Origin of the sequence: uncultured Marinococcus sp. (genome assembly GCF_947493875.1) — a bacterium.
GTDB lineage: Bacteria > Bacillota > Bacilli > Bacillales > Marinococcaceae > Marinococcus.
On the sequence record NZ_CANLSU010000013.1, the window covers coordinates 14,000 to 38,751 of the forward strand.

The 24,752-nt window shown below is 46.3% G+C and carries 29 protein-coding genes; 6 read left to right on the forward strand and 23 right to left on the reverse strand.

Features of this window, described 5'->3' with window-relative positions; all coding sequences use genetic code 11:
• Positions 1-17 precede the first annotated feature (17 nt).
• From Q0757_RS15895 to Q0757_RS15910, 4 genes are all read left to right on the forward strand, one after another.
• A complete protein-coding gene (locus Q0757_RS15895; protein WP_298789104.1) occupies positions 18-914 on the forward strand; it encodes a TIGR01777 family oxidoreductase in 897 nt (298 codons plus the stop codon).
• A gap of 299 nt (positions 915-1,213) precedes the next feature.
• Complete coding sequence (gene ectA, locus Q0757_RS15900; RefSeq protein WP_022795048.1) at positions 1,214-1,732, forward strand: diaminobutyrate acetyltransferase; 519 nt, start codon at positions 1,214-1,216, stop codon at positions 1,730-1,732.
• A gap of 88 nt (positions 1,733-1,820) precedes the next feature.
• Complete coding sequence (gene ectB / locus Q0757_RS15905; protein ID WP_298789105.1) at positions 1,821-3,104, forward strand: diaminobutyrate--2-oxoglutarate transaminase; 1,284 nt, start codon at positions 1,821-1,823, stop codon at positions 3,102-3,104.
• Positions 3,105-3,210: 106 nt separating this feature from the next.
• A complete protein-coding gene (locus Q0757_RS15910) occupies positions 3,211-3,600 on the forward strand; it encodes an ectoine synthase (RefSeq protein WP_022795050.1) in 390 nt (129 codons plus the stop codon).
• Positions 3,601-3,645: 45 nt separating this feature from the next.
• On the opposite strand, the gene Q0757_RS15915 is transcribed toward Q0757_RS15910, so the two are convergent.
• The 6 genes from Q0757_RS15915 to Q0757_RS15940 all read right to left on the reverse strand — a co-directional run bounded on the left by Q0757_RS15915 (position 3,646) and on the right by Q0757_RS15940 (position 9,850).
• Entirely contained in the window at positions 3,646-3,885 is a 240-nt protein-coding gene (locus Q0757_RS15915; RefSeq protein WP_298789106.1) for a hypothetical protein, read from the reverse strand.
• Between the two features lie 24 nt (positions 3,886-3,909).
• On the reverse strand, positions 3,910-4,863 hold the full coding sequence (gene corA, locus Q0757_RS15920; RefSeq protein WP_298789107.1) for a magnesium/cobalt transporter CorA: 954 nt from the start codon (positions 4,861-4,863) through the stop codon (positions 3,910-3,912).
• Positions 4,864-4,957: 94 nt separating this feature from the next.
• Positions 4,958-6,079, reverse strand: coding sequence for an alanine dehydrogenase (ald, locus tag Q0757_RS15925; protein WP_298789108.1), 1,122 nt, complete (start codon positions 6,077-6,079; stop codon positions 4,958-4,960).
• 103 nt (positions 6,080-6,182) lie between these two features.
• Positions 6,183-7,424, reverse strand: coding sequence for a CdaR family transcriptional regulator (locus tag Q0757_RS15930; RefSeq protein WP_298789109.1), 1,242 nt, complete (start codon positions 7,422-7,424; stop codon positions 6,183-6,185).
• 130 nt (positions 7,425-7,554) lie between these two features.
• On the reverse strand, positions 7,555-8,964 hold the full coding sequence (gene rlmD / locus Q0757_RS15935; RefSeq protein WP_298789110.1) for a 23S rRNA (uracil(1939)-C(5))-methyltransferase RlmD: 1,410 nt from the start codon (positions 8,962-8,964) through the stop codon (positions 7,555-7,557).
• On the reverse strand, positions 8,951-9,850 hold the full coding sequence (locus Q0757_RS15940; protein WP_298789111.1) for a DNA-3-methyladenine glycosylase: 900 nt from the start codon (positions 9,848-9,850) through the stop codon (positions 8,951-8,953). Before Q0757_RS15940 ends, rlmD begins: the two co-directional genes overlap by 14 nt.
• Before the next feature lie 263 nt (positions 9,851-10,113).
• On the opposite strand from Q0757_RS15940, the gene Q0757_RS15945 reads away from it, so the two are divergent.
• Positions 10,114-11,646, forward strand: a complete 1,533-nt coding sequence (locus tag Q0757_RS15945; RefSeq protein ID WP_298789112.1) for an AbgT family transporter — start codon at positions 10,114-10,116, stop codon at positions 11,644-11,646.
• Between the two features lie 41 nt (positions 11,647-11,687).
• On the opposite strand, the gene Q0757_RS15950 is transcribed toward Q0757_RS15945, so the two are convergent.
• From Q0757_RS15950 to Q0757_RS15975, 6 genes are all read right to left on the reverse strand, one after another.
• Complete coding sequence (locus Q0757_RS15950; RefSeq protein ID WP_298789113.1) at positions 11,688-12,293, reverse strand: histidine phosphatase family protein; 606 nt, start codon at positions 12,291-12,293, stop codon at positions 11,688-11,690.
• Complete coding sequence (locus tag Q0757_RS15955; protein ID WP_298789114.1) at positions 12,293-12,484, reverse strand: SE1561 family protein; 192 nt, start codon at positions 12,482-12,484, stop codon at positions 12,293-12,295. Before Q0757_RS15955 ends, Q0757_RS15950 begins: the two co-directional genes overlap by 1 nt.
• Positions 12,484-13,854, reverse strand: a complete 1,371-nt coding sequence (locus Q0757_RS15960) for an MATE family efflux transporter (protein ID WP_298789115.1) — start codon at positions 13,852-13,854, stop codon at positions 12,484-12,486. Before Q0757_RS15960 ends, Q0757_RS15955 begins: the two co-directional genes overlap by 1 nt.
• A gap of 39 nt (positions 13,855-13,893) precedes the next feature.
• Positions 13,894-14,268 (reverse strand): OsmC family protein, encoded by a 375-nt coding sequence (locus tag Q0757_RS15965; RefSeq protein WP_366139547.1) that lies wholly within the window; start codon positions 14,266-14,268, stop codon positions 13,894-13,896.
• Positions 14,269-14,459: 191 nt separating this feature from the next.
• Positions 14,460-15,260 (reverse strand): VLRF1 family aeRF1-type release factor, encoded by an 801-nt coding sequence (locus Q0757_RS15970; RefSeq protein ID WP_298789117.1) that lies wholly within the window; start codon positions 15,258-15,260, stop codon positions 14,460-14,462.
• Positions 15,261-15,410: 150 nt separating this feature from the next.
• Positions 15,411-15,839: a hypothetical protein gene (locus Q0757_RS15975; protein ID WP_298789118.1), complete on the reverse strand. Its 429-nt coding sequence runs from the start codon at positions 15,837-15,839 to the stop codon at positions 15,411-15,413.
• A 216-nt stretch (positions 15,840-16,055) separates the two neighbouring features.
• Between Q0757_RS15975 and Q0757_RS15980 the strand changes: the two genes are divergently transcribed.
• Entirely contained in the window at positions 16,056-16,217 is a 162-nt protein-coding gene (locus tag Q0757_RS15980; RefSeq protein ID WP_298789119.1) for an FbpB family small basic protein, read from the forward strand.
• A 149-nt stretch (positions 16,218-16,366) separates the two neighbouring features.
• Here the strand turns inward: Q0757_RS15980 and Q0757_RS15985 are convergent, their stop codons facing one another.
• From Q0757_RS15985 to Q0757_RS16030, 11 genes are all read right to left on the reverse strand, one after another.
• Positions 16,367-16,816 carry a ferritin-like domain-containing protein gene (locus Q0757_RS15985; protein WP_298789120.1) on the reverse strand — a complete coding sequence of 150 codons (450 nt, stop codon included), beginning with the start codon at positions 16,814-16,816 and terminating at the stop codon, positions 16,367-16,369.
• Positions 16,817-16,920: 104 nt separating this feature from the next.
• On the reverse strand, positions 16,921-17,364 hold the full coding sequence (gene msrB / locus Q0757_RS17035) for a peptide-methionine (R)-S-oxide reductase MsrB (protein ID WP_027847418.1): 444 nt from the start codon (positions 17,362-17,364) through the stop codon (positions 16,921-16,923).
• The gene (msrA, locus tag Q0757_RS17040) at positions 17,351-17,902 is read right to left on the reverse strand and encodes a peptide-methionine (S)-S-oxide reductase MsrA (protein WP_319632173.1); all 552 of its coding nucleotides are present in this window, start codon (positions 17,900-17,902) and stop codon (positions 17,351-17,353) included. Before msrA ends, msrB begins: the two co-directional genes overlap by 14 nt.
• A 142-nt stretch (positions 17,903-18,044) precedes the next feature.
• Positions 18,045-18,557, reverse strand: coding sequence for a type 1 glutamine amidotransferase domain-containing protein (locus Q0757_RS15995; RefSeq protein WP_298789121.1), 513 nt, complete (start codon positions 18,555-18,557; stop codon positions 18,045-18,047).
• 64 nt (positions 18,558-18,621) lie between these two features.
• A complete protein-coding gene (locus tag Q0757_RS16000; protein ID WP_298789122.1) occupies positions 18,622-19,638 on the reverse strand; it encodes an LLM class flavin-dependent oxidoreductase in 1,017 nt (338 codons plus the stop codon).
• 16 nt (positions 19,639-19,654) lie between these two features.
• Positions 19,655-20,245 (reverse strand): ribonuclease H family protein, encoded by a 591-nt coding sequence (locus Q0757_RS16005; protein ID WP_298789123.1) that lies wholly within the window; start codon positions 20,243-20,245, stop codon positions 19,655-19,657.
• Between the two features lie 58 nt (positions 20,246-20,303).
• Entirely contained in the window at positions 20,304-21,614 is a 1,311-nt protein-coding gene (locus Q0757_RS16010; protein ID WP_298789124.1) for a lysine N(6)-hydroxylase/L-ornithine N(5)-oxygenase family protein, read from the reverse strand.
• Positions 21,615-21,788: 174 nt separating this feature from the next.
• A complete protein-coding gene (locus Q0757_RS16015) occupies positions 21,789-22,538 on the reverse strand; it encodes a TspO/MBR family protein (RefSeq protein ID WP_298789125.1) in 750 nt (249 codons plus the stop codon).
• 116 nt (positions 22,539-22,654) lie between these two features.
• On the reverse strand, positions 22,655-23,473 hold the full coding sequence (locus Q0757_RS16020; protein ID WP_298789126.1) for an aldo/keto reductase: 819 nt from the start codon (positions 23,471-23,473) through the stop codon (positions 22,655-22,657).
• A gap of 76 nt (positions 23,474-23,549) precedes the next feature.
• Positions 23,550-24,005: a bifunctional precorrin-2 dehydrogenase/sirohydrochlorin ferrochelatase gene (locus Q0757_RS16025; protein ID WP_298789127.1), complete on the reverse strand. Its 456-nt coding sequence runs from the start codon at positions 24,003-24,005 to the stop codon at positions 23,550-23,552.
• Positions 23,998-24,750 carry a sirohydrochlorin chelatase gene (locus tag Q0757_RS16030; RefSeq protein ID WP_298789128.1) on the reverse strand — a complete coding sequence of 251 codons (753 nt, stop codon included), beginning with the start codon at positions 24,748-24,750 and terminating at the stop codon, positions 23,998-24,000. Before Q0757_RS16030 ends, Q0757_RS16025 begins: the two co-directional genes overlap by 8 nt.
• Positions 24,751-24,752: the final 2 nt, after the last annotated feature.

Below are 24,752 nucleotides of genomic sequence, written 5' to 3' on the forward strand. Positions count from 1 at the left end.
GAAAGGAGAAATATACATTGAATATTGCTATTGCCGGAGGAAGCGGGTATGTAGGCTCCGCCCTCACAGGCTACCTCGAGCAGATGGGCCACCATATTTATATTTTAACAAGAAACAGTAAAAATAAAAAAAATAGTGAAAATATCACCTTTATTGAATGGATGAACCCCGGCAGCAAACCCGAGTATGAATTGCCGCCGGTGGATGCTTTCATAAATCTGGCCGGCTCATCGATTGCACAACGATGGACGGAACAAAATAAAGCAGATATTTTAAACAGCCGTATCGATTCCACCAGAGAAATCATTCGTATTTTTAAAGCAAGCAGCCATAAACCGGAAGTACTTGTCAGTGCCTCAGCCGTGGCTTATTACGGAATTTCCGATGAAGAGGAATTTACCGAGGAATCCCCTAAAGGAGAGTCAAACTTTTTACAGGACGTTTCCGTACGCTGGGAAAATGAAGCCGAAAAAGCGGAAGAACTCGGAATCCGGGTAGTAAAAGCACGGATGGGTCTCGTTTTGCAGGCATTCATTCCTCCACTTGTCTCTGCCTACAAAATGTTTGGCGGCGGTACTATCGGAAGCGGAAAACAGTGGTTTTCCTGGATTCATTTAAGAGACGCTGTCGAAATGCTTCTTTTCGCAGCTACAAATAAGGAAATTAAAGGTGCTTTGAACATTACTGCGCCCCAGCCGGCGCAGATGGAAACACTCGGACGCGAGATAGCTAAAGTGACCGGACGCCCTCACTGGGTCTCTGTTCCATCATTTGTTATCGAAAAGATGCTCGGTGAAATGAGTGTAATGATCCTTGGAGGCCAGAAGGTCATCCCCCAAAAATCCATGGATCACGGTTTCTCTTTTCATTTCCCGACTCTCCAGCCTGCGCTGATCAATATTTTAAAGGAGTAATCTTCAGCCGTCTGGGCCTTCCAGACGGCTTTTCTTATCAAAGGTGGAGGAATTGTCCATCTGCGCAAGTATTACTTATCGTTTTCGCTGTTCAGGTTACATAACACTCTATAAGTAGTAATAATACTCATAAATGCCCGATAGGCGAGTTTGAACATTTCCACAATTAGCGTTAAGATTTGAAATGTGAGTGTGGCAGATCTTATTACATTTTAAAACAAAGCAATTTTGCGTTTGTTTTTTTTATAAAGAGGTATAGTACATGTAGCCCTCTATTAATTTTAAAAGGTGGTAAGAAAATGGAAACGAAAATGACTGGAACGAACGGTTCCGTCGATTCAATCGTTTTTGACAAACCAACCGTTGAAGACGGGGCAGACATGTGGGAACTTGTCAAAAACTCCACATTGGATTTGAATTCCTCATATAAATATATTATGATGTGTGAATTTTTTGCCGAAACATGTGTTGTCGCTAAAGAAAACGATGAATTAGTGGGCTTCGTAACGGCCTTTATTCCACCTGAAAAACAGGATACCGTGTTTGTCTGGCAGGTGGGCGTGGATACTTCCCAGCGGGGAAAAGGCCTTGCTTCACGTTTGCTGGATGCGCTTCTTGAACGGGATGTATGTGAAGAAGTGCTCTATTTAGAAGCTACCATCACTCCTTCCAATGAAGCCTCTCAGGCTTTGTTTAAAAAGCTTGCCAAGAAACGCGATACTGAAGTGACAGTTTCTGAATGCTTTACGGAGGATCTGTTCCCGGATGATGAACATGAAGAAGAGTTGACATTTCGAGTCGGACCCTTTACAAAATAAGTAGCGAACATGACATGCAAAGCGCATGTCATGTATTATGTAAAAACTGAATTTTTCGATAACATCCCCAAGGAGGATACTTACATTTATGATGAAAAATGACCTTAGCGTTTTTAACGAATACGAATCGGAAGTGCGCAGCTATGTCAGAGGCTTTCCTACGGTGTTCCACCAGGCAAAAGGGTACAAGCTCTGGGATCTGGACGGAAAAGAATATGTTGACTTCTTTTCCGGCGCAGGAGCACTGAACTATGGACATAACGATGACAACATGAAAGAAAAACTGCTCGCCTACATTCAGGAGGACGGGGTTACCCACTCCCTTGATATGGCTACTAAAGCAAAGGGCGAATTTATCGATGCGTTCCAAAATATTATTCTGAAGCCGCGCAACATGGATTATAAAATCATGTTCCCCGGGCCGACCGGTGCGAACAGTGTGGAAAGCGCACTGAAGCTCGCACGTAAGGTAACTGGCCGCACAAATGTTGTCAGCTTTACTAACGGCTTTCACGGCATGACTATCGGTGCTTTGAGCGTTACAGGCAACAAATTCAAGCGTAACGGGGCCGGCATGCCTTTATCAAACACCTCTGTCCTTCCGTATGACAAGTTCTTAAAGGAAAGCGATAATTCCGTTGAATATATTGAGAACTTCCTTGATAACGGAGGCAGCGGCCTTGATAAGCCTGCAGCGTTTATTGTAGAGACCGTTCAGGGTGAAGGCGGCTTAAATGCTGCAAGCAGCGAATGGCTTCGTTCAATTGAAAAAATATGCCGCGAGCGCGACATCAAGCTCATTCTTGACGATGTTCAGGCAGGCGTCGGCCGTACCGGTACTTTCTTCAGCTTTGAACCGGCCGGTATTAAGCCTGACTTTATATGCCTCTCCAAATCCATTGGCGGCAACGGCTCACCGCTTGCCATCACTTTAGTGGCGCCGGAGTATGATAAATTCGCTCCCGGGGAGCATAACGGTACCTTCCGCGGCAATAACTTTGCTTTTGTAACGGGTACTGAGGCCCTGAATTACTGGAAGGATGACCGTTTGGAAAAGAACGTCCAGGAAAAGTCAGAGCGTATTGCTTCGTTTCTGGATGACATGATTAAAAAGCACCCTGAAATGAAAGGGGTCCGTAAAGGACGCGGCTTTATGCAGGGCATAATGAGCCCTATCGAGGATCTGTCCGATAACATCGCCGGCAGATGCTTCGAACACGGGCTGATTATGGAAACAGCCGGCGCAGACGATGAAGTATTTAAACTGTTCCCGCCAATTACTATTGACGATGAAGGACTTGAACGCGGGCTGTCGATTCTTCAGCAGGCAATTGAAGAGGTTACCGCTGAAAGCAACCTCGTTGCCAACTAATTTAACCAATTGACTATCTGGATAAAAAGAAGCCGATCGATCGGCACCCCGACGGTCGGCCTTTTTATGATATAAACCCTTAACTGATAAGATGGAGGAATAGACAATGAAAGTAATTAAGCTTGAAGACTTGCTCGGTACTGAACGTGAAGTGGATGACGGTAACTGGGTCAGCCGCCGTTTCATTATGAAAGACGATAACATGGGCTACTCGGTGAATGATACAATTATCCGCGCCGGCACGGAAACTCACATCTGGTACCAGAACCATCTCGAAACCGTCTACTGCATTGAAGGAGACGGAGAAATTGAAACATTGAGCGATAATAAAGTATATCAGCTTGAGCCAGGTGTGCTGTACGCGCTCGATAAAAACGACGAACATATGCTTCGCGGAGGCAGCAAAGACATGCGCATGGTTTGTGTATTCAACCCACCGCTGAGCGGCCGCGAAGTTCACGACGAAAACGGTGTATATCCGGCAGATCTTGATTAATATTAAAAAATCCCCTGATGCTTTTGGCATCAGGGGATTTGCTTATTAATGCAGGAGATAATGGCGAAACGTCAGCGTCTGGGCGTCAACACCCAGTTTTTCGATGAACAGCTTCACATCGTGCAGAGAATCGGCAGGGTATTGGAACTTACATATCTCCGGGGATTGTTCTTCAATATCTTTTGTCGCAAAACAAAAGGTTGATTCATCCTTATCGTAGTATACGATCAAATCTTCTTCGTGCATTGGATGCTTAAAATGTGCTTTATATAATCGGTAGGACAATCCGAACGCCCCCTTTCTACTCTTCTATCTAAAAATCTTAAACCATCCATTTCGTTTAAACAAGCCCAGCAGCACTACCGCTACCAGAAACATTACCCCAAGTGCTATGAAATACCCGTATCTATACTCGAGCTCCGGCATATAAACAAAGTTCATACCATAAAGCCCTGCAATAAAGGTCAGCGGAATGAAGATGGTTGATACGATCGTGAGCGTCATCATAATCGCATTCATTCTGTTTGATGCCATTGTCTGAAAGTTGTCTCTCATGTCTGAAGTCATTGCCCGGTTGGATTCAATCATTTCTGTAACCTTTAGGAGGTGATCATAAATATCCCGGTAATATTCCCGCTGCTCGGTAATCAGGTGCAGGCGCTCCACAAACAACACCCTGTATACCAGGTCTCTCATAGGAACGATGGTCCGCCGGAGCCTCAGCAAATCAGACCGCAAATCAAATACTTCTTCTATCAGCTTACCATAGGTCAACTCCGCATTGCTTTCCTCGATCTCATTCAGGCGGTCTTCGATTTGATCCAGGACCGGAAAGTATTCGTCCGTCATTTTGTCTATAATGTGATAGCTGATATCATCCGGATTAAGCGCGGCACCTTCAGTCCGCAGCTTTTTCCAGGAATGGTTAACAGCCGAAGACGGGGCTTCATGATATGTAACGACAAAATTGGGGCCAAGAAACATACAGATCTCTTCAGCTCCAAGCGTTTCCTTATCAAGGGCATGGAGAACGAAAAAGCTGTAGCCGTCATAGGAATCGTGCTTTGGACGCTGACGCTCCATGTAGCAGTCCTCAATGGCCAGTGGATGAAAATGAAACACCGAGTCCAGCGTGTTTGTTTCCTCCACGGTGGGAGAGGAATAATCAATCCAGTACCATTTCCATTCGTATTTTTTAAATTCATTCAATGTAATATTGTTTATTGTGTTTCCTTCTGCATCAATACCGGCACAGGAAATCATCAGCAGCCCTCCCTTCCATCAAACAGCAGTTGTCCGCTGCAGTTATTTTCTCACAAGAAAACGGGGCATCCGCGCCGGCGCCCCGTTCCACATTTTACAACATGGGAAGTATTTCGTCTAACGATGCGTAAGGATAACCTAAATCCTCTGCCACTGCCTGATACGTTACTTTCCCCTGCGCTGTATTCAAACCTTTGCCAAGCGTCGGGTTATGGGTCAGAGCTTTTGCCGCGCCCTGATTTGCGATCTGAAGCGCATAGGGGATGGTTACATTGGTTAAAGCAATTGTAGACGTTCTTGGGACCGCCCCCGGCATATTTGCTACAGCGTAGTGCACCACACCGTGTTTTTCATATGTCGGCTGGTCGTGCGTCGTTACCTGGTCAGCCGTTTCAATAATGCCCCCCTGGTCAATCGCCACATCGATCAGAACAGAGCCACGGTCCATACTTTTCACCATTTCTTCTGTCACCAGCTTCGGCGCTTTGGCTCCAGGAATCAGAACAGCCCCGATCACCAGATCCGACCGCTTCACTTCTTCTGCCAGATTCAGAGGGTTGCTGCTCAGTGTCTGAATCTGGCCACCAAAGTCTTCATCAATCTGACGGAGTCTCGCCGGGTTTAAATCAATAATTGTTACGTTGGCCCCGAGCCCGTGGGCGATCCGTGCAGCGTTCGTTCCGACAACCCCTCCGCCGATCACCGTTACGTTGGCCTTTTTCACTCCGGGTACTCCCGAAAGCAGGACGCCTTTGCCCCCATGCACGCTTTCCAGAAACTGCGCTCCAACCTGGGCTGCCATCCTTCCTGCTACTTCACTCATCGGTGTTAAAAGAGGCAATGTATGGTTTTCCTCAACTGTCTCGTAAGCCACTGCAGTGACGCCGCTTTCGGTCAATGCTTTCACCAGTTCAGGCTCAGCAGCAAGATGCAGATAGGTAAACAGAATCAGGTTTTCCCGGAAAAACTGATATTCCGAAGCCAGAGGTTCTTTGACCTTCAGGATCATCTCTGCCTGCTTCCATACGTCTGCAGCCTCCGGAATAATTTTTGCCCCGGCTGATTCATATTCTTCATTCGAAAATCCACTGCCTTCCCCGGCATGATTTTCGACATGTATTTGATGACCCGCTTGTGTTAAATGCACAACTCCGGCTGGCGTAATCGCTACTCGATTTTCATTGTTTTTTATCTCTTTGGGAATCCCTATAATCACGACACATCGCCTCCTCTAATACCTTTTCTATTAGTATAGCGTGTTTCCGGACTATAAGCATTGGCGGATTAAAATAATATTTCCATTATCCATTTGTGATTTTTCACAATGGGTTTGTGTGTTTTTCTTTCAGCAGTTCCAATTCCAGCAGCAGCGTCCATTTTTCATGGGCACTGGAGAGACTCACACCTGCAATGGCCTGCATTCTTTTTAAACGATAGGTCAGCGTATTCGGATGCACATGAAGCAACCTGGCAGCCGCATTGACATTGCAGTCTTCGCTGAGATAAATGTAAAGCGTGCTTAAAAGCTCCGTCTCATTTTCTGCATCGTAATCGGATAAGCTTTTAAGAGAAGGATGTGTAAATGTTTCTTCCTCCCATTTCTGTATAAGCACAGGAAAAAAACGGTAATAGCCTGCTTCATGCAGAAAGTAATAATGGGAGGGAAGCTGACGAACCTGTTTTTTTAAATCAAGCATGGCCAGTGCCTGCCTGTATCCACCCGCCACTTCCATATACTGATGACAGATTTCAGAGGCAGCAATAGCCGTTAGAGTATCATCGTACCGTTCGTGCCATAGCTCATGCATCTGACGCAAAAATGCTGAGATTGTTGCTTCTATATTTCTGCTTTCAAGTCCATACAGCATGAGAATAGCCCGGTGCTGGTCATATGTTTTAAGCATCACCTTTACCCGCTGCGAAATCGTCAGCAGATAAGTGAGCCGCTCCCAGGTATTGTGTTCAAGCTGTGTCGAAAACTCCATGATTACGATGGAATACTGCTGCGGCCTTCCCGGGAAAAAACGAAGCATCTGACGCTCTACTGCCTGCTCATCGGTCTCATCCCCGGTTAACAGACGCCAGAAATATTCCTGATGATCCTGCTGGGCCGGATTTCTCGGATGAAACTTCCGTCGGAAACGCTCACCACAGACCACAGCTGCTGAATGAAGATCCTGCTTTGCCTCTTCTGAAAAAGGCGTTTCACCCTCTACCACCCAAATATAGCCTATTACCGTCTGCTGTTCCTTAACAGCTACCGCCATTCTGGTTCCGAGTCCTATTTCATCAATAGCGGAAATGGAGACCGGCTCGCTCTGCTGGTGAAGGCTTGGAATCACTCCTTCATTCCATAGACGGTGAATCACCTCTTCCGGCACCCGCCGCCCCATAATTGTCGCTGTACGTGCTCCGTCAGTGACCTGGGGATGCCCGCTGTAGGCGAGCAGACGGTGCGTTGAATCCTCAATAGTCACAGGGCCTCCGAGTGCTTCACTGATAAAGTCGGCAAATTCGTTTAATGACTCGGCAGCATGCTGCCAAAGCTGCTTTTCAAACATAGGTGTGTGCTCTCCTTTCCTGGTTTATAAAAAAAGGTAGAGCAGCAGGTTTGCCAGAATGGTAAGAATAATGGAGACAATCAGACTGATACCGAGCCAGTACAAACACATTGCTGTTCACCACGCATATTTATTTTTTTCCTTTTTTCTCCGGTTTATATACAAACGGTACTACAGATTCCACCTGGGATGTCTGCGGGAACATATCCACCGGCTGGGCGTATTCTGGATGGTAGCCTGCTTTTTTCAGGTACGCAGCATCCTTGGCCAGGGTGGACGGATTACAGGAGACATAAACAAAGCGTTTAGGCTTCACTTTCCCAATCGTGTTCAACAGTGCCTCCCCGCAGCCTGTGCGCGGTGGATCCGCCACTACTACATCCGGGCTCCAGTTTTCCTTCTGCCACTGCAGCATCATTTCTTCGGCTTTGCCGTGATAGAACCTGGCGTGGGAAGCTCCTGCCTGTTTAGCGTTTTTGTTAGCGTCCTGAATACTTGCTTTAATCATATCCATGCCGCGTACTTCCTTAGCATCTGAGGACATCCAAAGGCCGATCGTGCCACTGCCACAGTAGGCATCAACCACCTTTTCCCGGCCGGTAAGCTTCGCTGCTTTTTTCGCTTCATCATAAAGCGTGGAGGCCTGCTCCGAGTTCAGCTGGAAAAATGCTTCCGGGGATAAATGAAATGAAAAGTCCTGCATATTGTACTTGATTGTATCCTTGCCCCACAGCCGTTTGGTCGTACCACCAAAAACAGTCGGGCTGCTTTCATTCTGCACATGATGATGGATGGATTTTATTTCTGCGAAAGAAGAACGGAGAAAATCCACCAGCTCTTCCTGCTCCGGCAGATCCACCGAAGAAGTTACGAGTGTCACCTGAACCTCGCTTTTTTGTTCATTTGCCCGCACGACAATGGTTTTAACCCCTTTTTGTTTACTCGTGTGTACAGGCACCTCTTCATCCTTCATAAATACGGTAATTGCTTTTGTAATCTTATTTAAAATCGACTTTTCCACCATACAGCCGACGTTGGTGAGGTCAACCAGCTGATTGGAATCACTCGAATACAGCCCCGCTTCCACTCGTCCTTTCTTTCCTTCGCCTGTCTGCCACTGGCTTTTATTTCTATACCGCCAGGGATTTTCCATACCGATCGTTTCACGAATTTCCGGCACGAAGGGAGCGTACCGTTCAAATGACTGCAGCACCAGATCCTGCTTCATCCACAGCTGTTCGTCGTATTCAGCGTGCTGCAGCTGGCATCCCCCGCAGATTTTATACACCGGACATGGAGCTTTCTGCCGGCTCGGCGAAGCTTCCCGGATATACTTAATACTCGCAATCGCCCGGTTCCGTTTTACTTCTTCGACCTGGCCAACAATCACCTCTCCCGGAAGGGCGCCTTCTACGAATACGGCCTGACGTTTGAAATATCCGATTCCTTCTCCATTAATTCCTATTCGTTTAATAGTCAGTGGAAATTCCTGACCCTCCTGCAGCGGCTGGCGCTGTTCAAACTTTTCATTTTTCGGCACGTGTATCTTCTCCTTTATCTGGTGTTTCTATATGAAGCCATAAATAAATACTTGCATAGCTGTTGTAGGGGCTCCACCGGCCGGACCATTCTGTGATGTCCGCTTTAGATGGTTTAGCCTCAAGCCCCAGCAGTTTCTTTAATCCATTTTGAACACCGATATCAGCCGCCGGCATCAGGTTTTCTCTTCCGAGGCCAAATAATAAAAAGCATTCTGCTGTCCATGGCCCTACCCCACGGTGCTTCGTAAGTTCCCGTGTGACCTCTTCATCGGTTTTTTGCTGAAGAGCATCAATATCAAGCCTGCCCTCTGCGATGCTTTTCGAAATATCCACTACATATTCCGCTTTCCGCTGGCTGAACTGCAGATTTCGAAGCTCGTCGGGATGAATAGATGCCACCGTTGCTGGCGCTGGGTAAAACCACACACCGTCTTTATAAGTACCGTACGTTTGGACAAATCTTGTCGAAAGGGTATAGGCAAAGGCCATGTTCAACTGCTGATGAATAATTGTTTTTATAAGGCAGCCGTACAAGTCAAAGTCGCAGGTGAGCGGCGCGCCGTAAAACCGGTGGAAGAGCGGCTCTAATTCTGTTTTCTGAAAATGTCCGGCTGCCTCTTCAAGCGGCTGACGAAAGCGAAAAACATGCTCTATTTTGTCCAGAGCTTCCTGCTCTCTCTTCTCCGGAGCTTCTATATATACATACCTCTCTGGTGGATGCTCAGCAAACATAAGGGTTACTGTATCAAGCTGCCCCTCACCCGAAAGAGGCAGCTTCACCTGTCTTTGATCGATGTCTACATTATACAGCGGATCGAGTGCCATCCGTTTCAGCATCAGCTGAACATCGTATACGGATGGGATCTGCCATGTTATCTGCTGCACGGTAATTACGTCCTTTCATGAAGCTTTGTTATTTTATCACGTTTGTCCCTGTTCATGCGACCTGCTCCTTCATGTACTTAGAATTCAGCACAGTTTTCATTTTAGGATAAAAGCATTAATTTTAAATAAATTGTTAATCAGTCTTTCCATTCTATTTTCCTATTCTCGATGAAACGGCTTTCTTCCCTTGTTTTCATTCATTACAATAATCTTTGTGTGCCTGTAATACTTTTGTCGTTTTCAAATAAATAAGGAGGTAAACTATGAGCTCTTCTGCACCAAAATCGACTATGCTGCAGCGGTCGCTGAATTGGATTGAACGAGTTGGGAATAAGCTTCCCCATCCAGTTACTCTGTTCGCCATTCTCGCTGCGCTTGTATTGGTATTATCTTCCATTCTTTCTGCTGCCGGGCTGCAGGTGGAATCTCCCGGGGAAGAGGGAGAAACGGTTCAGGTAACCAATCTGCTTTCATCGAGTGGAATTGAATACATATTCACCAGCATGGTGGACAACTTTATTAACTTTGCCCCGCTCGGGGTGGTGCTTGCTACCATGATCGGTATCGGCATTGCGGAGCGCACCGGACTGATAAGCGTGCTGCTTCGCGGTTTTATCCTGTCTATTCCGAAATCTTTAATCACTTTTGGTCTTGTTTTTGCCGGGATTATGTCGAGTGTCGCTTCAGACGCCGGCTACGTGGTGCTTCCGCCGTTGGGCGCTATCCTGTTTGCTGCCCTCGGCAGGCATCCGCTCGCAGGTCTTGCAGCTGCCTTCGCCGGGGTTTCGGCAGGCTTCAGCGCCAACCTTCTGCTTTCCGGTACAGATGTCCTGCTCGGTGAGCTGACGATCCAGGCGGCTTCCACCATCGATCCGGCCTACGCCGAACAGATGAATCTGGCGATGAATTACTACTTTATTTTTGTATCCACATTTTTCTTAGCAGTCATAGGTACACTTGTGAGTCAATTCGTCGTCGAGCCACGGCTTGGAGAATACAAGGGTGACTACCGGGAAAGTCTCACTTCTTTAACGGCAACGGAAAAGAAAGGAATCTTCTGGTCGATGGGGTCAGCGCTTCTGACCATTATTCTGCTTGCGCTGCTCATTGTTCCATCTAATGCCCCGCTCCGCGGCGAAGGAGGAGCCATCGTTCAATCACCGTTTATGGACTCCCTCGTTGTCGTAATTATTATAGCCTTCTTCATTCCCGGACTTGTATACGGGATTGTGACAAAAAATATCAGAAACGATACGGACGTCGCTAATCAGCTTTCTGACACGATGGCGAGCATGGGCATGTTCATTCTGCTTGCATTTACGGCCGGTCAATTTGTGGCCTATTTTGAAGAAACCAACCTGGGTACATTCATGGCTGTATACGGCGCGGACTTCTTGCAGTCTGTTAATCTCACCGGCATTCCTTTAATTTTAGTATTCATATTAATTGTCGGGGTTATCAACCTGTTTATCGGAAGTGCCTCTGCCAAATGGGCCATACTCGCTCCTGTGTTCGTTCCAATTATGATGCAGCTTGGCTATTCACCGGAACTCACGCAGATGGCATACCGGGTGGCCGATTCATCCACCAATATTATTACGCCGCTGATGACTTATTTTGCAATTATTATCGCATTTGCCCAACAGTATGACAAAAACATGCGCATCGGGTCACTGATAGCAGTTATGCTCCCGTATTCCGTCGCATTTCTTTTGTTCTGGTCCCTGCTGCTTGTCGTATGGATGCTCACCGGCTTGCCGCTCGGTCCAAACGGCCCAATTGAATACAACGGCTAAACGTTTAAAAGCAGGAGCTCCAGCTCCTGCTTTTTTTCGTATTACTCCAAATGGGTTATTCGGTTGATGTATTGAATAGAAGCGCGGTTTTTTCGAAAGTGGATCCGGGATACTCCAGTGTTATCAATACGCATGGAACGCTCGAGCGATACCCAGTTGTCTTTGGCCAACAGATACATAAAGAAAATCGTAATAAACCCTCCGTGCGAAACGACCGCTATTTGGTCTTTATCCTTCCATTCCTCGGTCAGCTTATAGTACAGCCAGGCGCACCGCTCCGTCAGATCATTCTTTGTTTCTGCCCCTTCCACTTCAGCGGTTAAAAGGTCCCGTCCGATAAGGTCGGGGAATTCATTTTGAATAACCTCCTTCGCCTTCCCTTCAAGAACACCTAAATGTACTTCGCGAAGCCGCTTGTCGGTGGATATATTTACCTGTTGAAAGCCTGCCAGTGCCTCTGCTGTGGCGGAGGCTCTCATTAAATCACTGGCAATTACAGCGTCAAACTGGACCTCTTGAAAGTAACCGCCCAGCGCTTCTGCCTGCGCATGTCCATGCGGGGTCAATGGATAATCCATCGAGCCCTGAAGCACCTGGGCATAGTTTCCTTCCGATTCCCCGTGACGGATAAAATAAACGTCAGGCATTACTCATCCTTCCAATCCGGCTGAAACTGACGGCATTTAATCCGCAGCTGTTCCACCATTTCCTCGAGCCTCTTCATTTCTGATTCGGAGCCTTCTTCAGGATCAATATTATCCACCATTGTCGAAAGCAGCTGCAGGCGCTGTTTTATATACTGAAGCTGCTGGTTCTTGTCGTTTATGGGCGTGCTCATCAAGCTCCTCCTTTTTTCTTTTCTTCTTTAAAGATATCAATACGGTTCCAGCCGCCAAATATATAATAGCTGACCGCAATTACAGCGCTGATCACAAAGCTCGCTCCTATGCCGAGCGCAATCCCGTTTTCTCCTATTCTTTCGGAAAAGAACCAGGCAAGCGGAAAACGAAGCACCCAGAAAGAAATAATATTCAGGGCCAGCACCTGGATCATCGCCCCGGAGCTGCGCACAATACCATTCAGCACAAAATTTATTCCTAAAAATGGATAAAAGAAAGCGACAATCTGCAGATACGTTTTACCGTATTGAATGGTGGCCTCGTCATTTACAAACAGCCCCATCAAAAATTCTGCCAGTAAAAAGACAGCAGTGCTCATTGTGATCGATACGATGAGAATTAAAATTAGCGCATTTTTGGCAATTGAACTGATACGGTCCCACCGGTTCGCTCCTATGTTCTGTCCGGCCATACTTGTAATGGCAGAACCGAGCGTTGTTGCCGGAAGCATAATCAGACTGTCCAGCCGCTGGGCCGCTCCGTACCCGGAAAGCACCACAGATCCAAACGACGTTACTACCGTCATAATGGCAAGCTGCCCCCCGGAGATAGCCATCATGGAGAGTCCAGCCGGCAGACCGAGCTTCATAATACGCTGAAATTCTGCTTTTTCAGGGATGCTTGGCACGGCAAACGGAAGCCCCTTTACAAGAATCATATATACGACCCCGAATACAAACGCGCTTCCCTGAGAGATAACCGTCGCAATTGCTGCTCCCTGGATGCCCATATTAAAGCCTGAAATAAACAACGGATCCAGAAAGATATTCAGCCCAACGGCTAGCATTATAAAGCGAAGCGGGGTTTTACTGTCGCCGACAGCACGCAGGACAGTACCTATAAAATTATAGCCAAATAAAAAGACAATCCCGATAAAATTAATACGTAAGTATATGACTGCACTTTCCAGGATATCCTGCGGCGTGCCCATCCAAGTTAAGACGGTAGGCGCTGCAAAAAAACCTATCGCCCCAAGTACAATTGCAAGCGTTCCTAAAACAGAGACAAAAGCATTCAGGGAACGCTTCAGGCCCTCATCATCATCAGCCCCCACCCTCTGGGAGAGCACCGTTAACGTTGCGCTGTTGATGCCGATAATAAAAGACAGCACAGAAAACAGAATGGTGGAAGCCAGGGAAACTGCCCCCAGGGCCTCTGCCCCGATTAAATTACCAACCCATAAACTGTCTACAATTTGATAGGAGCTTTGAAGCAGGTTCCCAATAAAAATAGGAAAGGCGAATATCACCATTTTTTTCATGATACTGCCTTCCGTGAAATCTAACTGGTTACGTCCAGCGTTTGCCATACTTTTCTCTCCAATTCTCTTCCAAGACCTCCCGCACTGCTAGCTGGAAAGAAGTTCGAATGTTTCTGTAACCGCAATGCTGTCTTTTACTGACTGAACCATCGAACAGTTTTTCTTTGTCCACTCCATATTCTTTTCCATTTGAGCTTCTGTTACGTTTTCTGCTTTTACGATAAAGTGCAGATGAACAGCCGTTATTTTATTTGCCTGCTTTTCATCCCGCTTTACCTCTGCTTCTATTTGAATATCATGCACTGTCTGGTGCCGTTTGTTCATGATTTTCCGGAGCACTCCCCCGCTGCATACGGCAATCGAAGAAGTCATCAGCTGAAAAGGGCGGAAGCCATACTCCTCCTCCCCCGACACAGACAGCTCTCCGTAGTCTGTTTTTGTTTGGAATCCTCCATCAGTCATCGAAAACTTCATCCTATTCACCTCTTCAATAGTATCCTTCGTGTTGTATCTTATCTAAATATAAGCCTATCTCCAAACAAAAGGTATTATATCAAAAACTCAGGGGTTATGTGCAGATACCCGGAAGCCTGAAGCTGTTTTATTCATGAAAAAAGCAGCTGCTATAATAGCAGCTGCTGCAGTCGTACTGTTTAGCGTACGTTTTCAGGATAAATTTCGTTTAAGATTTCATGTGTTGGCGTAGAGATCAAGTTTTTATTAATAACTTCTTTCACTCTTTCACCCATATTATCTTCGAGATCCTTGGCATACTCTTTATCGCCGATAATATATGCTGTATCCAGACCGCGGTTTTTCATCTGTTTGTTGATGACAGGCGCCAAACTCTTGTACCAACGGTGGCGGTTTTCTTCAAAGCGCTTTTGGACTTTATCCACCTGGGTCGACCCTGCTGCAGTACGGTCAGCCGATGCTGTGCCCTTGTACTCCTGCCAGTCTTCCTTGTCCACATCCCAGTGGAACTGCATTTCTTCGCGGACTACGCCCATGGAAGTATCGATCAGATAAACATCCTGTTTGTTTGTAAGAAGAATTGCCGTTGGCGGGAATGTTTTCTCGAGCTTTTCGAGCTGCTCAGTCTGTGGTGTTGGCTCCCACATAACTTCTGTTTCCACCGGCACCTGGAAAATGTCCGATTCCCAGGTCGAGCCGTCACCGGAAGCGAAAATGATAATGCTTTTCTGCAATTCATCGCGGTGATCTTCAATGTATTTTTCAATGTCATCGGTGATTTTTTTGATCGCGTTTTTTTCATCTTTCGTTTCGCTTTTATCTGCATACTGCTTCAAGCCGTTGACAGCCTTCTTGTACTTAATTTTCCACTCTTCGCTCGGCTGTCCGCCTTCACCAATATCTGTGTTCAGATAAAAGGAGACAAAACCATATTCATCCTCTTTATTTTTCAGCTTTTTCAAATTGTTCGTGATTCCCATTGTCTGTTGCCCCTTTCCGTGACTGTGTTAACTATTCTATTATCATTCTACAGTGTGTATTTCCTTCGAAAAGGAACGATAAACGTCAAATGCAGTAATATTTGCAAACCAATTAAAAAAGCAGGCTCAAATGAATGAACCTGCCATTTTTTATGAAGAGGACTGGGTGTTTTCAACACTCTGCAGCTGGCCTGAACCGCTGTTTGAAGAACTGCCTTCAATAGCCGTGCTTTCTTCCTTTAATTCTTTTAATTCGCCGGTCGTTTCAAGCGTCGTCGTTTTTGCTTTCATCAGTGTTTCTTTCAGGCTGTTCACCCGGTTCACAATCTCCTGGATGTCTGTGCTTGCCGACTGAAGCAGCTCAGAATAATAATTTGAGGTTTCTCTTAATGTGGAAATAATCGATTCCCTGTTCTCTGAAAGAAATTGCGATGTGCTGTTCAATGTAGAAGCTGTTTGTTTCGTTCCTCCTACAATAGGAGAACGGGTTTTACGTGTGCTGAGTAAGACAATAACGGAGACGACGCCTCCAAGAATTAAACCGATTTTGAGTGCTGTGTTTCCATTTTCCTCTGTCATCACTATCCATCCTTTCGACTCTGCATATATTATTACCTATACCACATTTTACATGAATTTATTCTTTTTTACTTTATCTTATCAAAAAAAATCTACCTGCCGGAAAAGTGTCGTGCTTTTTATCACATTTTGATAATTTTATGGTTTGTCAAATGAGTAATATAGGGTAAACTAATTGTCAGCAGCCGTATAATCGAAAGAAAGGAAGATGTCCGCATGAGAAAACCACAGAGACTTTCATTTGAAGACTTAATGGAAGCAAATAAAAATGAGCTTAAAGGCAACAAGCAGGCACTTGACTCAATCGACCGCAGACTTGATGAAAAAAAATCCAAAGAAGTATATGTCCGCCAGGGCACAAAAAAACGAGCCAATTAATATCGCTGCAGGGATGGCAGCTGTCCGGAGATTTCCATGCCATCCTTATATATTCCAGCTTTTATTTTTTGAATTTTTTGTCAAATAGCATTCGCACAATACCTTTCTATAATAAAAAACCGCCTTTCGGCGGCTTTTTTTACTGTATTTTACAGATCGGAACCTTCGAGAATGCGTTCAATTTCTTCTTTATGACCGGTCTCATCAGAAATGAGGTCTTCAAGTTTGTTTTGAAGCTCGATCATGTTCAGCTCTTCTGCCTGCTGGGCGCGTTTAGTGTAGCGCTCAATTGTGTCTGCTTCAGCATCACGGGCAGCTTCAAGCATTTCGCGAACCTGGAACGTCTGTTTAATATCAGCGGGTTTTGTAGTCGGCGTGCCACCGAGCGTACGAATTTTAGAAGCCAGGTATTGAGCGTGACCCTGCTCATCACCGATTTCGTCTTCAAACAATGGTCTGAGCATTGGAGTATGAATGCCGGAAACCACTGCTGCATAGTTTGTATACATGATAGCTGCTGCGTATTCGTGTGCTAAGTCGACGTTGAGGCCGTCGATTAGTTCCTGTACTTTAGGATCGTTTTCTCTTACGCGTTCCATGAATAAATTCCTCCTGTCGTCTGTTTAATGCAATTGATGTTTTCTCATAGCTGTAGCCTTCCAAATTATATTTTACCCTTTTTCAGGCTGAAAAAACCTCTTTTTTATTTGAAGAGATACAGATATTCGCTGTAACCCTGCTCTTCAAGCTCATTAACCGGGATAAATTTGAGGGCGGCTGAATTGATGCAATACCGCAAGCCAGTTGGTTCAGGACCATCCGGAAATACGTGTCCAAGGTGAGAATCTGCTTCGTCGCTGCGTACTTCCGTTCTTCTCATCCCTAACGAGTCATCAAAGTTTTCTTTAACCTCGCTTTCCTTTAAAGGCATAGTAAAGCTTGGCCATCCGCAGTTGGAATCAAATTTATCCTTCGAACTGAACAAAGGCTCTCCAGAGACCACGTCTACATACAGGCCTTCCTCTTTATGATTCCAGTATTCATTTTCAAACGGACGCTCAGTGGCGTCATTTTGAGTTACTTCATACTGCATCGGGGTTAAACGCTGCTTCAGTTCTTCTGTACTGTATTTTTTATTGGTGCTCATTCTGCTCACTCCAGTAATTGTTTATAAATCCTTCGCGGCCGGAGCCCTTCCGGTACATCATATAATGAAAACGATTTTTGTGGTGATAATCCTGATGATATTCCTCAGCGGGATAAAACACTCCGGCTTCCCTGATTCTCGTTACCACAGGTTTTTTAAACGGACCATTTTCATCAAGCTCCTGCTTTGAGGCTTCTGCCAGCCGGTGCTGCTCTTCATCGTGATAAAAAATGTTCGTCGTGTATGATTCCCCGCGGTCATTAAACTGACCACCCGGATCTGTAGGGTCAATCTGGCGCCAAAATATTTCAAGCAGCCGTTCATACGATACCACCGATGGGTCATATTTCATCTGGATAGCTTCTACGTGACCGGTAGTTTCTGAACACACTTCCCGGTACGTAGGGTTTTCTGTATGCCCGCCGGTATATCCCGACATAATGTCGTAGACGCCTTCTTCCTGCTCAAATGGGCCTACCATACACCAGAAACATCCTCCGGCAAAGGTGGCAAGCTTCGTGTTTTGTTCTTCTGCCATGTTATTCACCCCAATCTCTCATGTAATGCCAATTATAACATTTCTTCATGTGATTTCCTGTTTATGTGCTCACCCTGAATCTTCTTCTGGTAATCTCATTCAATAAGAAAAGGCCAGCTTTCCAGCCGGCCTTTCGCTCTTATTATGCTAGTTGTTTCAGAGATTCGCGGTTAAATGCCGGGATATCGTCAGGCTCACGGCTTGTAACCAGGTTGTTGCATACGACTACTTCTTCATCATGAAGATTTGCCTTCGCGTATTCCATGTCTGTCTGGATGGATTTAAATCCTGTCGCGTTACGACCTTCCAGCGCTTTGGCTGTAATAAGCAGCTGTGGACCGTGGCAGATCGCAAATACCGGCTTATCATGATCCATAAAGTACTTGGCAAAATCTACGAAACGCTGATCGCCGCGAAGCTGATCCGGAGAAAATCCTCCTGGAATAAGGAGAGCATCAAAATCTTCCGGCTTCACATCTGCAATAGAAGCGTCAACGGTTACCTTCGCTTCTCCCTGTTTACCGGTGATTGTTTTGCCTTTTTCATTTTCGATTACGGTAAGCTCATGACCTTCTTTTTCGAATGCTTCTTTCGGATCTGTGAATTCCACATCTTCAAAAAGATCTGTAAGGACTACTGCTATTTTACTCATCATATATCACCTTTCCTGGATATAATCTTTGATCACACAGATAAGTTTACCCAAGTCGCGGCTCATTCTAAACCTGGCGGCTGTTTATTTTAAACCGGTCGGCAATCCTTTGCATCGAAGCGGCCTTTTCTTCAAATGAAGGGGTAAAGCCCACAGTCATAATTTCTTCAGCGCCATAAGCTTTTTCAAGCCATTTGAGCTTGTCTTCCACCTGGTCTATCGTTCCAATCGCGTTATGGTACCGGCTCTTTTGAAACATGTCTTTTTCTTCGTCCATATACGTAACGTCCTTGATCATTTCATACGATGGTACACCGAGCAGACCGAGACCCTTAGCGGTTACTGATGAGACGTAATCCCCCACAGCCTTCCATTCCTCTGCCTGCTGTTCGGACTCTGCCGCAATGGCCGAGACCGCCAGCATAAAATAGGGAGCCTGACAGATGCCAGACGGCTGGAAATGCTCATGATAATAATCAGCTGCCTGAAAGCCTTCATCCGGATTAATAAAGTGGGCAAAGCAGAACGGCAGTCCGTTTTCTGCTGCTGTTTTAGCGCTGTCCCGGCTTGAGCCGAGAATCCAGACTTCCGGCTTCACCTGTGCCCGTGGCGTCACCGGAGCGTGATCGTACAGCCCTTCGTATTTATTTCCTTCCGGGGACAAAAAAGTAAGCAGCTCTTTCAGCTGTCCGGGATACCTGGCTGCATTTCTTGATCCACCTTCATGTAAGGCCCGGGTCACGTTCGGCATCGCTCCCGGCGCCCGGCCGAGACCCAGATCAATGCGGCCCTTGTAAAGCGAAGCCAGCACCTCAAATACTTCAGCTACCTTAAACGCGCTGTAATGCGGAAGCAGTACCGCACCGGACCCAACTTTTATACGCGTCGTGCATGCAGCCAGATGGGCAATTAATACTTCCGGGGCACTCCCGGCTATATGCTTTGTGCCGTGATGCTCAGAGACCCAGAATCGGTGGTATCCGAGTTCTTCAGCAATCCGGGCATATTCCCCGGTCCAGGCGAATGTGTTTTCCGGTGTTTCTCCATAGGGCATGATGGATTGATCGAGTATGCTCAGTTTCATGATTCCCCTTCTTTCTTTACTTACGCTGATAATCCGCTTTAATTTCTCCCCAGTTATTTGTATCCCATTTATAAATCGGGTTTTCCCACGTATGCTCCTTCAGCCAGCTTTCTGCCCGACGGATATCTTCCCAGATTTCCCGGCTGTCCGCATCTCTTACTAGCGTCGAATTCGCTTTTTTCCTTTCGACCCAGCCGATGGCTGTCGCTGAATCCGAATACACAGGCATGGCACTTTTTTGTTCCTTCAAATATTGGAGAGCATGTACTATTCCAAGAAATTCAGCCATATTGTTTGTGCCTTTCTTAAATCCGGGATGGGCGAATACCACTTCTTCTGTTTTCGTGTAGACGCCCCGGTATTCTACCGGTCCCGGATTACCGTGGGATCCGGCGTCTACGGAAATACTCTCGGTTATGTAACTGCCGTTTTCAGTTTCAGATTTTGCTGCGAAGTTGTTAAAAGCCGCCTCCGCTTCCTCATACGAAGGAAATGACTTAAATTTCGCTCCCTTGAAGCCCTTTACCTGCTTTTCGCATTCAGCCCAGGTACTGTAAATGCCCGGTTTTTTTCCTTTCCATACTACATACCATTTCTTTTTCGCCATTTGTCTCTCTCCCTGCGGAAAAAAGAACGCCTCCCACTCAGCAGAGACGTCCATTTCCTTATTCTTCTTTTGCTGAAAAACGCTGGAATACCGTATCCTTCTGCACCGGATAGCGCTCAAAGCCGCACAGATTATTGATGATGGTTTGATTTCTTACGACGGATAAAGATAAGTTCGTCGCAGCTGTGCCGTGTGAGTGATCAATATTTGTGAGCATGTATATATGATTGTCACGCCCGTCTTTGAATTGAAGACGGTAATAATCATCAATCATATAATGGTCCGCGTCTTCCTTTTCCACGAGCTCCCCGTATTCCTGAATCCACTCCGGGACGCTCGGCTGAAAACCGGTGGCAAGCACGACTTTATCCGAAAAACAGCGGAACGTTTTATCCTCCTGCCATTGACGGAGCTTCAGCTGATAGCCCCCCTCCACTGACTGAATATCTGACAGCTCAGTGGCAGCCTGGAGAACAACGTTTGGATCTTCACGTTCGATAGAACGATGATAAAGAAGATCGTATATTTTTTCAAGCGTGGGCTGCTCAATGCCCTTTCTCGCATGGTCAAGCTCGGGCAGTGTTTCGAGCCTTGTTTTAATATCAAGTGAACGAAAATATTCGACAAAATCCGTGGAGAAAATTTCGCGGGCGACCTTCGCGTCCTCAGCCTGGAAAAACTGAGGGGAGCGGGTAAACCAATTGAGCTTATAATGAAAATGCTTCTGGTCCTGCAGAAGGTCATGGAAAATCTCTGCCGCACTCTGACCGGAGCCCACAACGGTAACTTCGTCTCCGCTCTTCAGCTCCTCTTTGCGAAAGGAATAATCGGCCGCATGATAAATGTCATCACTCTGCTGCCTTTCAATATTAGGAGGAAGCATCGGTGCTGCTCCTGTTCCTACCGCTACGTTTTTCGTATAAAAATATTCCTTTTCGCCACTGCCCGTATTTTCCGTCGTAATTCTGTAGCAGGAGGCCCCGTCCCAGCTGCTGTCAGCAACTTCAAGTACCTGCTGGCCGAACAGACAGTACGGAAGCTGGGCGGCTACCCATTTTCCATAGGAATCATATTCCCTTCTTGGAACCTTCAGCTGCTTGTTAAAAAAGAACTGAAACATGCGGTTATGCTTGTGCAAATAATTTAACAGCGTGAAACGACTCGTCGGATCGGCAAAAGTCACCAAGTCAGCAAGAAACGAAGAATTCAGCACTGTGCCTTCAAGCAGCATTCCCGGATGCCAGGCAAATTCATCTTTTTCATCTAGAAACACGGCTTCTATATCGTTCACTGGTTCAAGCAGGGCGGCCATGCCAAGATTAAATGGCCCGAGTCCGATTCCCGCTATATCGTAAAGCTTATTTTCCAACCTGATCACCTCAACATTAAGTAATTCCGGATTCAATCAAAAAGTCCAGCAATTCCGCTGGACTTTCATTTCGTATTGAAAGGCTGCCGGAAACCTTTGACTCTATACGAACTTCCAACTTTGTAATCAAGTTCTATTTTCCCTTCCTTTTTTGATGTTAATCACCTAATATGGTTACAAATAAGTGAATTTACGTTTCGGACGGAAAAACAGCTGGACAAACAGAACCAATGCAGCCGCTGCTGCTGTCCAGGCTACCAGATCCACTTCCTGCCAGCGCTGAACAAAAATACCGGCAAACGCCCAAATAAACACTAGCGTATATAAAATGTCACCCGTTTTTCGGTAAAATAAAATCACGGCAGCAGAAGCTGCGGCAATCGCAAGAGCAGTCCACCAGCTGCCGTCGATGATCCATCCGCGCACGCCATTCGCCGTTAGTACAACACCAATGTTTGTAATGGAAGCGACCGTAACCCAGCCAAAATACACACTGATGGGCACCAGCAAAAGCCCGCGGCGGGGACTCGTTTTAATTTTCATATAGATAATCCCCAGACTGAGCCACAGTCCCAGAATACCCGCCATCGTGCCGTAAAATATTTCATAATGAAATAAAAACAGCCATAACACGTTAAATATACAGGACAGAATAAATGTATAGCCGATACCGGCATATATGTGCTCCTCCGTCGGTTTTGCGAAAAAAGCACGCAGCACCCATAAAATCATCAGCAGATAAATAACTCCCCATATCGAAAAGACGTAGCCTGCCGGGGTGAATAATACATTGAGGCTGTCTGATATGCTGCCGGTAGTCTGGCCGTTTAACGGCAGGGCGTTGGCAAGCCCGTTTACAGCAATAACTACCGCCAGGGCAAAAGCATTCAGAAGCTTAAGCTTCATAGAAGGAATGGAAAACATAAACACCCACCTTTGATTAAAAGACCTGGCTGCAGCTTCTTCAGCTGCTTATATACTCTATGCTTATTTTAAAAAATCTTCCGGCCAATTTGACCGGAAGATTTTTGGATTTCTTTTTAGTTGATTTCTGCCGGTTTTGGTCCTTTACGGGCGCCTTTATCCAGACGGTTAATGGTCGCCATATCTTCATCCTCAAGCGTAAAGTCAAATACATCGATGTTGCTTTCAATGCGTTCCGGTGTCACTGATTTTGGAATGATGATCGTATCATTCTGCAGGTGCCAGCGCAGAACGACCTGGGCAGGATTTTTCCCATGCTTTTCTGCAATGCTTTGAATGTGTTCATCATTCAGCACTTCTCCACCCTGCATGATAGGGCTCCATGCTTCCACATAAATGTTTTTCCTTTTGCAGTAATCCTTTAATTCATTCTGAGCCAGGTAAGGGTGGCATTCCACCTGGTTTAATACCGGCTTCACTGTGCATTCGTTTAAAATTCTTTCCAGGTGCTCCACTTCAAAGTTACTTACGCCGATAGCCTTTACCTTGCCATCTTCGTGAAGCTTTTCAAGCGCCTGGTACGTTTCTACATAATCGTCATTTGCCGGCGTTGGCCAGTGAATCAGATATAAATCCACATAATCGAGTCCCAGGCGTTCCAGGCTGGCGTCAAATGCCTTCAGTGTGTTTTCGTAGCCGTGATCAGAGTTCCATACCTTTGTCGTAATAAAGAGCTCTTCTCTTGGAATCCCGCTTGCTTTAATCGCGCGGCCGACTCCTTCTTCATTTTTGTAGATCATTGCCGTATCGATTGAACGATAGCCGGATTTCAGTGCATGAGCGACAGCCCGTTCAGCTTCATCATCACTTACCTGAAAAACACCAAAGCCAAGCTGAGGCATTTGCAGCTGATTGTTTAAAGTTACGTAATCCATTGTTGTATACCTTCTTTCTGTAAATGCTGTGACTATTACTGTATACCCGCTGCTTTTAAAATTACACCTGCAGGATTCACCGTTTTTTTACAAGACGCTGGAGATACTGCTTCCATTCCTTTACGCTTGCCGGCTTATTGCTGCCGCTTGAAATGGAGATCTGCACCCCGTCCTCCATAAACGAAGCCGGAAAAGCTACATTGCCGATTGAAGGATTATCGGCACCGTTTACCAGCTGCCAGGGATGCTTATGCCTCGCAATCATTTGCTGGGCTGCCTTGTCCCCGGAAGCGGAAACAATCAGCCAGGCGTTATCCAGATCCTCCGGTTCGACCGTTTTTTGCTTCCAGCCCACCTTCTTTTCTTCCCACAGCTTTTTCAGCCCGGAAGAAAGCTCCGGGGCCACAATTGTAACGAGAGCTTCCGCCTTTAACAGCTTCCCGGCTTTGCGTTCTGCCACGCTACCGCCACCGATGATTACGGCTTTTGTTTTGTGCATACTCACAGCTAACGGAAGAAGAAAGTCAGACATGAATGCCTGCGTCTTTCTCAAGCGTTTCAGCGACACGGGATTCAAGCACCGGGAGCAGCCGCTCGTCAAAGCCTAAAAAGTCGCACCTCGTAAAATGTCCGGGTTTAGCCTGATTATAATGGGCTGCTGCTTCGTCCATTTCTTTTATGAGCAGGCCGACAAACATTAAATAGGGGAGAATGTACACGGGGCGTGTGCCTTCAGCCAGCTCTTTCATTTTCTCCTGAAAACCCGGCTCGGCGGCGGCAAGGAAAGCTGTTTCCACCCTTGAGCGGCCGGTATGCTTCTCAAGCTCCCCGGCAATACGGTAAAAGTCTTCGATGGCTCCGGGATCCTTCGCCCCTCTGCCTACAAACAGGACGACTGCTTCTTCCTCCGGAACCCAGCCCTTTACACGGAGACGGTCCAGAAGAAGATCGTTAATACGGTCATGAACACCAAAAGGGTCACCATACTGAATAGTTACTTCAGGGTGCATTTGCTGTACCTTTTCGAGCTCTTCCGGGATATCCTTTTTAATATGACCAGCCGAAAGCAAAAGCACAGGCACAACTGCCAGGGTATCGGCGCCATTTTCAATGCACTCCACAGCACTTGTTACGATATCCGGCTCTGCCAATTCCAGAAAGCAGGTCTTCTGCTCGTATTCCGGGAAAGCGGCTCCCGCTTTTTTTGTAAAAGCTTTTACCTGTTCATTACCTTCAGGGACTCTCGTTCCGTGTCCAACAAACAAAATAGCCTTCATCA

Bases quoted from the DNA above. Each gene is read 5' to 3' on its own strand.
- Q0757_RS15910 (WP_022795050.1), top strand. From the start codon at position 3,211: ATGAAAGTAATTAAGCTTGAAGACTTGCTCGGTACTGAACGTGAAGTG.
- Q0757_RS15980 (WP_298789119.1), top strand. From the start codon at position 16,056: ATGAGAAAACCACAGAGACTTTCATTTGAAGACTTAATGGAAGCAAAT.
- Q0757_RS16015 (WP_298789125.1), bottom strand. From the start codon at position 22,538: ATGTTTTCCATTCCTTCTATGAAGCTTAAGCTTCTGAATGCTTTTGCC.
- Q0757_RS16030 (WP_298789128.1), bottom strand. From the start codon at position 24,750: ATGAAGGCTATTTTGTTTGTTGGACACGGAACGAGAGTCCCTGAAGGT.
- ectA (WP_022795048.1), top strand. From the start codon at position 1,214: ATGGAAACGAAAATGACTGGAACGAACGGTTCCGTCGATTCAATCGTT.
- ectB (WP_298789105.1), top strand. From the start codon at position 1,821: ATGATGAAAAATGACCTTAGCGTTTTTAACGAATACGAATCGGAAGTG.
- Q0757_RS15930 (WP_298789109.1), bottom strand. From the start codon at position 7,424: ATGTTTGAAAAGCAGCTTTGGCAGCATGCTGCCGAGTCATTAAACGAA.
- Q0757_RS16000 (WP_298789122.1), bottom strand. From the start codon at position 19,638: ATGAAACTGAGCATACTCGATCAATCCATCATGCCCTATGGAGAAACA.
- corA (WP_298789107.1), bottom strand. From the start codon at position 4,863: ATGATTTCCTGTGCCGGTATTGATGCAGAAGGAAACACAATAAACAAT.
- Q0757_RS15970 (WP_298789117.1), bottom strand. From the start codon at position 15,260: ATGGGAATCACGAACAATTTGAAAAAGCTGAAAAATAAAGAGGATGAA.
- msrB (WP_027847418.1), bottom strand. From the start codon at position 17,364: ATGAGCACCAATAAAAAATACAGTACAGAAGAACTGAAGCAGCGTTTA.
- msrA (WP_319632173.1), bottom strand. From the start codon at position 17,902: ATGGCAGAAGAACAAAACACGAAGCTTGCCACCTTTGCCGGAGGATGT.
- Q0757_RS15995 (WP_298789121.1), bottom strand. From the start codon at position 18,557: ATGATGAGTAAAATAGCAGTAGTCCTTACAGATCTTTTTGAAGATGTG.
- Q0757_RS16005 (WP_298789123.1), bottom strand. From the start codon at position 20,245: ATGGCGAAAAAGAAATGGTATGTAGTATGGAAAGGAAAAAAACCGGGC.
- Q0757_RS15985 (WP_298789120.1), bottom strand. From the start codon at position 16,816: ATGGAACGCGTAAGAGAAAACGATCCTAAAGTACAGGAACTAATCGAC.
- Q0757_RS16025 (WP_298789127.1), bottom strand. From the start codon at position 24,005: ATGTCTGACTTTCTTCTTCCGTTAGCTGTGAGTATGCACAAAACAAAA.
- Q0757_RS16020 (WP_298789126.1), bottom strand. From the start codon at position 23,473: ATGGATTACGTAACTTTAAACAATCAGCTGCAAATGCCTCAGCTTGGC.
- Q0757_RS15960 (WP_298789115.1), bottom strand. From the start codon at position 13,854: ATGGCAAACGCTGGACGTAACCAGTTAGATTTCACGGAAGGCAGTATC.
- Q0757_RS15955 (WP_298789114.1), bottom strand. From the start codon at position 12,484: ATGAGCACGCCCATAAACGACAAGAACCAGCAGCTTCAGTATATAAAA.
- Q0757_RS15975 (WP_298789118.1), bottom strand. From the start codon at position 15,839: ATGACAGAGGAAAATGGAAACACAGCACTCAAAATCGGTTTAATTCTT.
- Q0757_RS15945 (WP_298789112.1), top strand. From the start codon at position 10,114: ATGAGCTCTTCTGCACCAAAATCGACTATGCTGCAGCGGTCGCTGAAT.
- Q0757_RS15950 (WP_298789113.1), bottom strand. From the start codon at position 12,293: ATGCCTGACGTTTATTTTATCCGTCACGGGGAATCGGAAGGAAACTAT.
- Q0757_RS15965 (WP_366139547.1), bottom strand. From the start codon at position 14,268: ATGACTGATGGAGGATTCCAAACAAAAACAGACTACGGAGAGCTGTCT.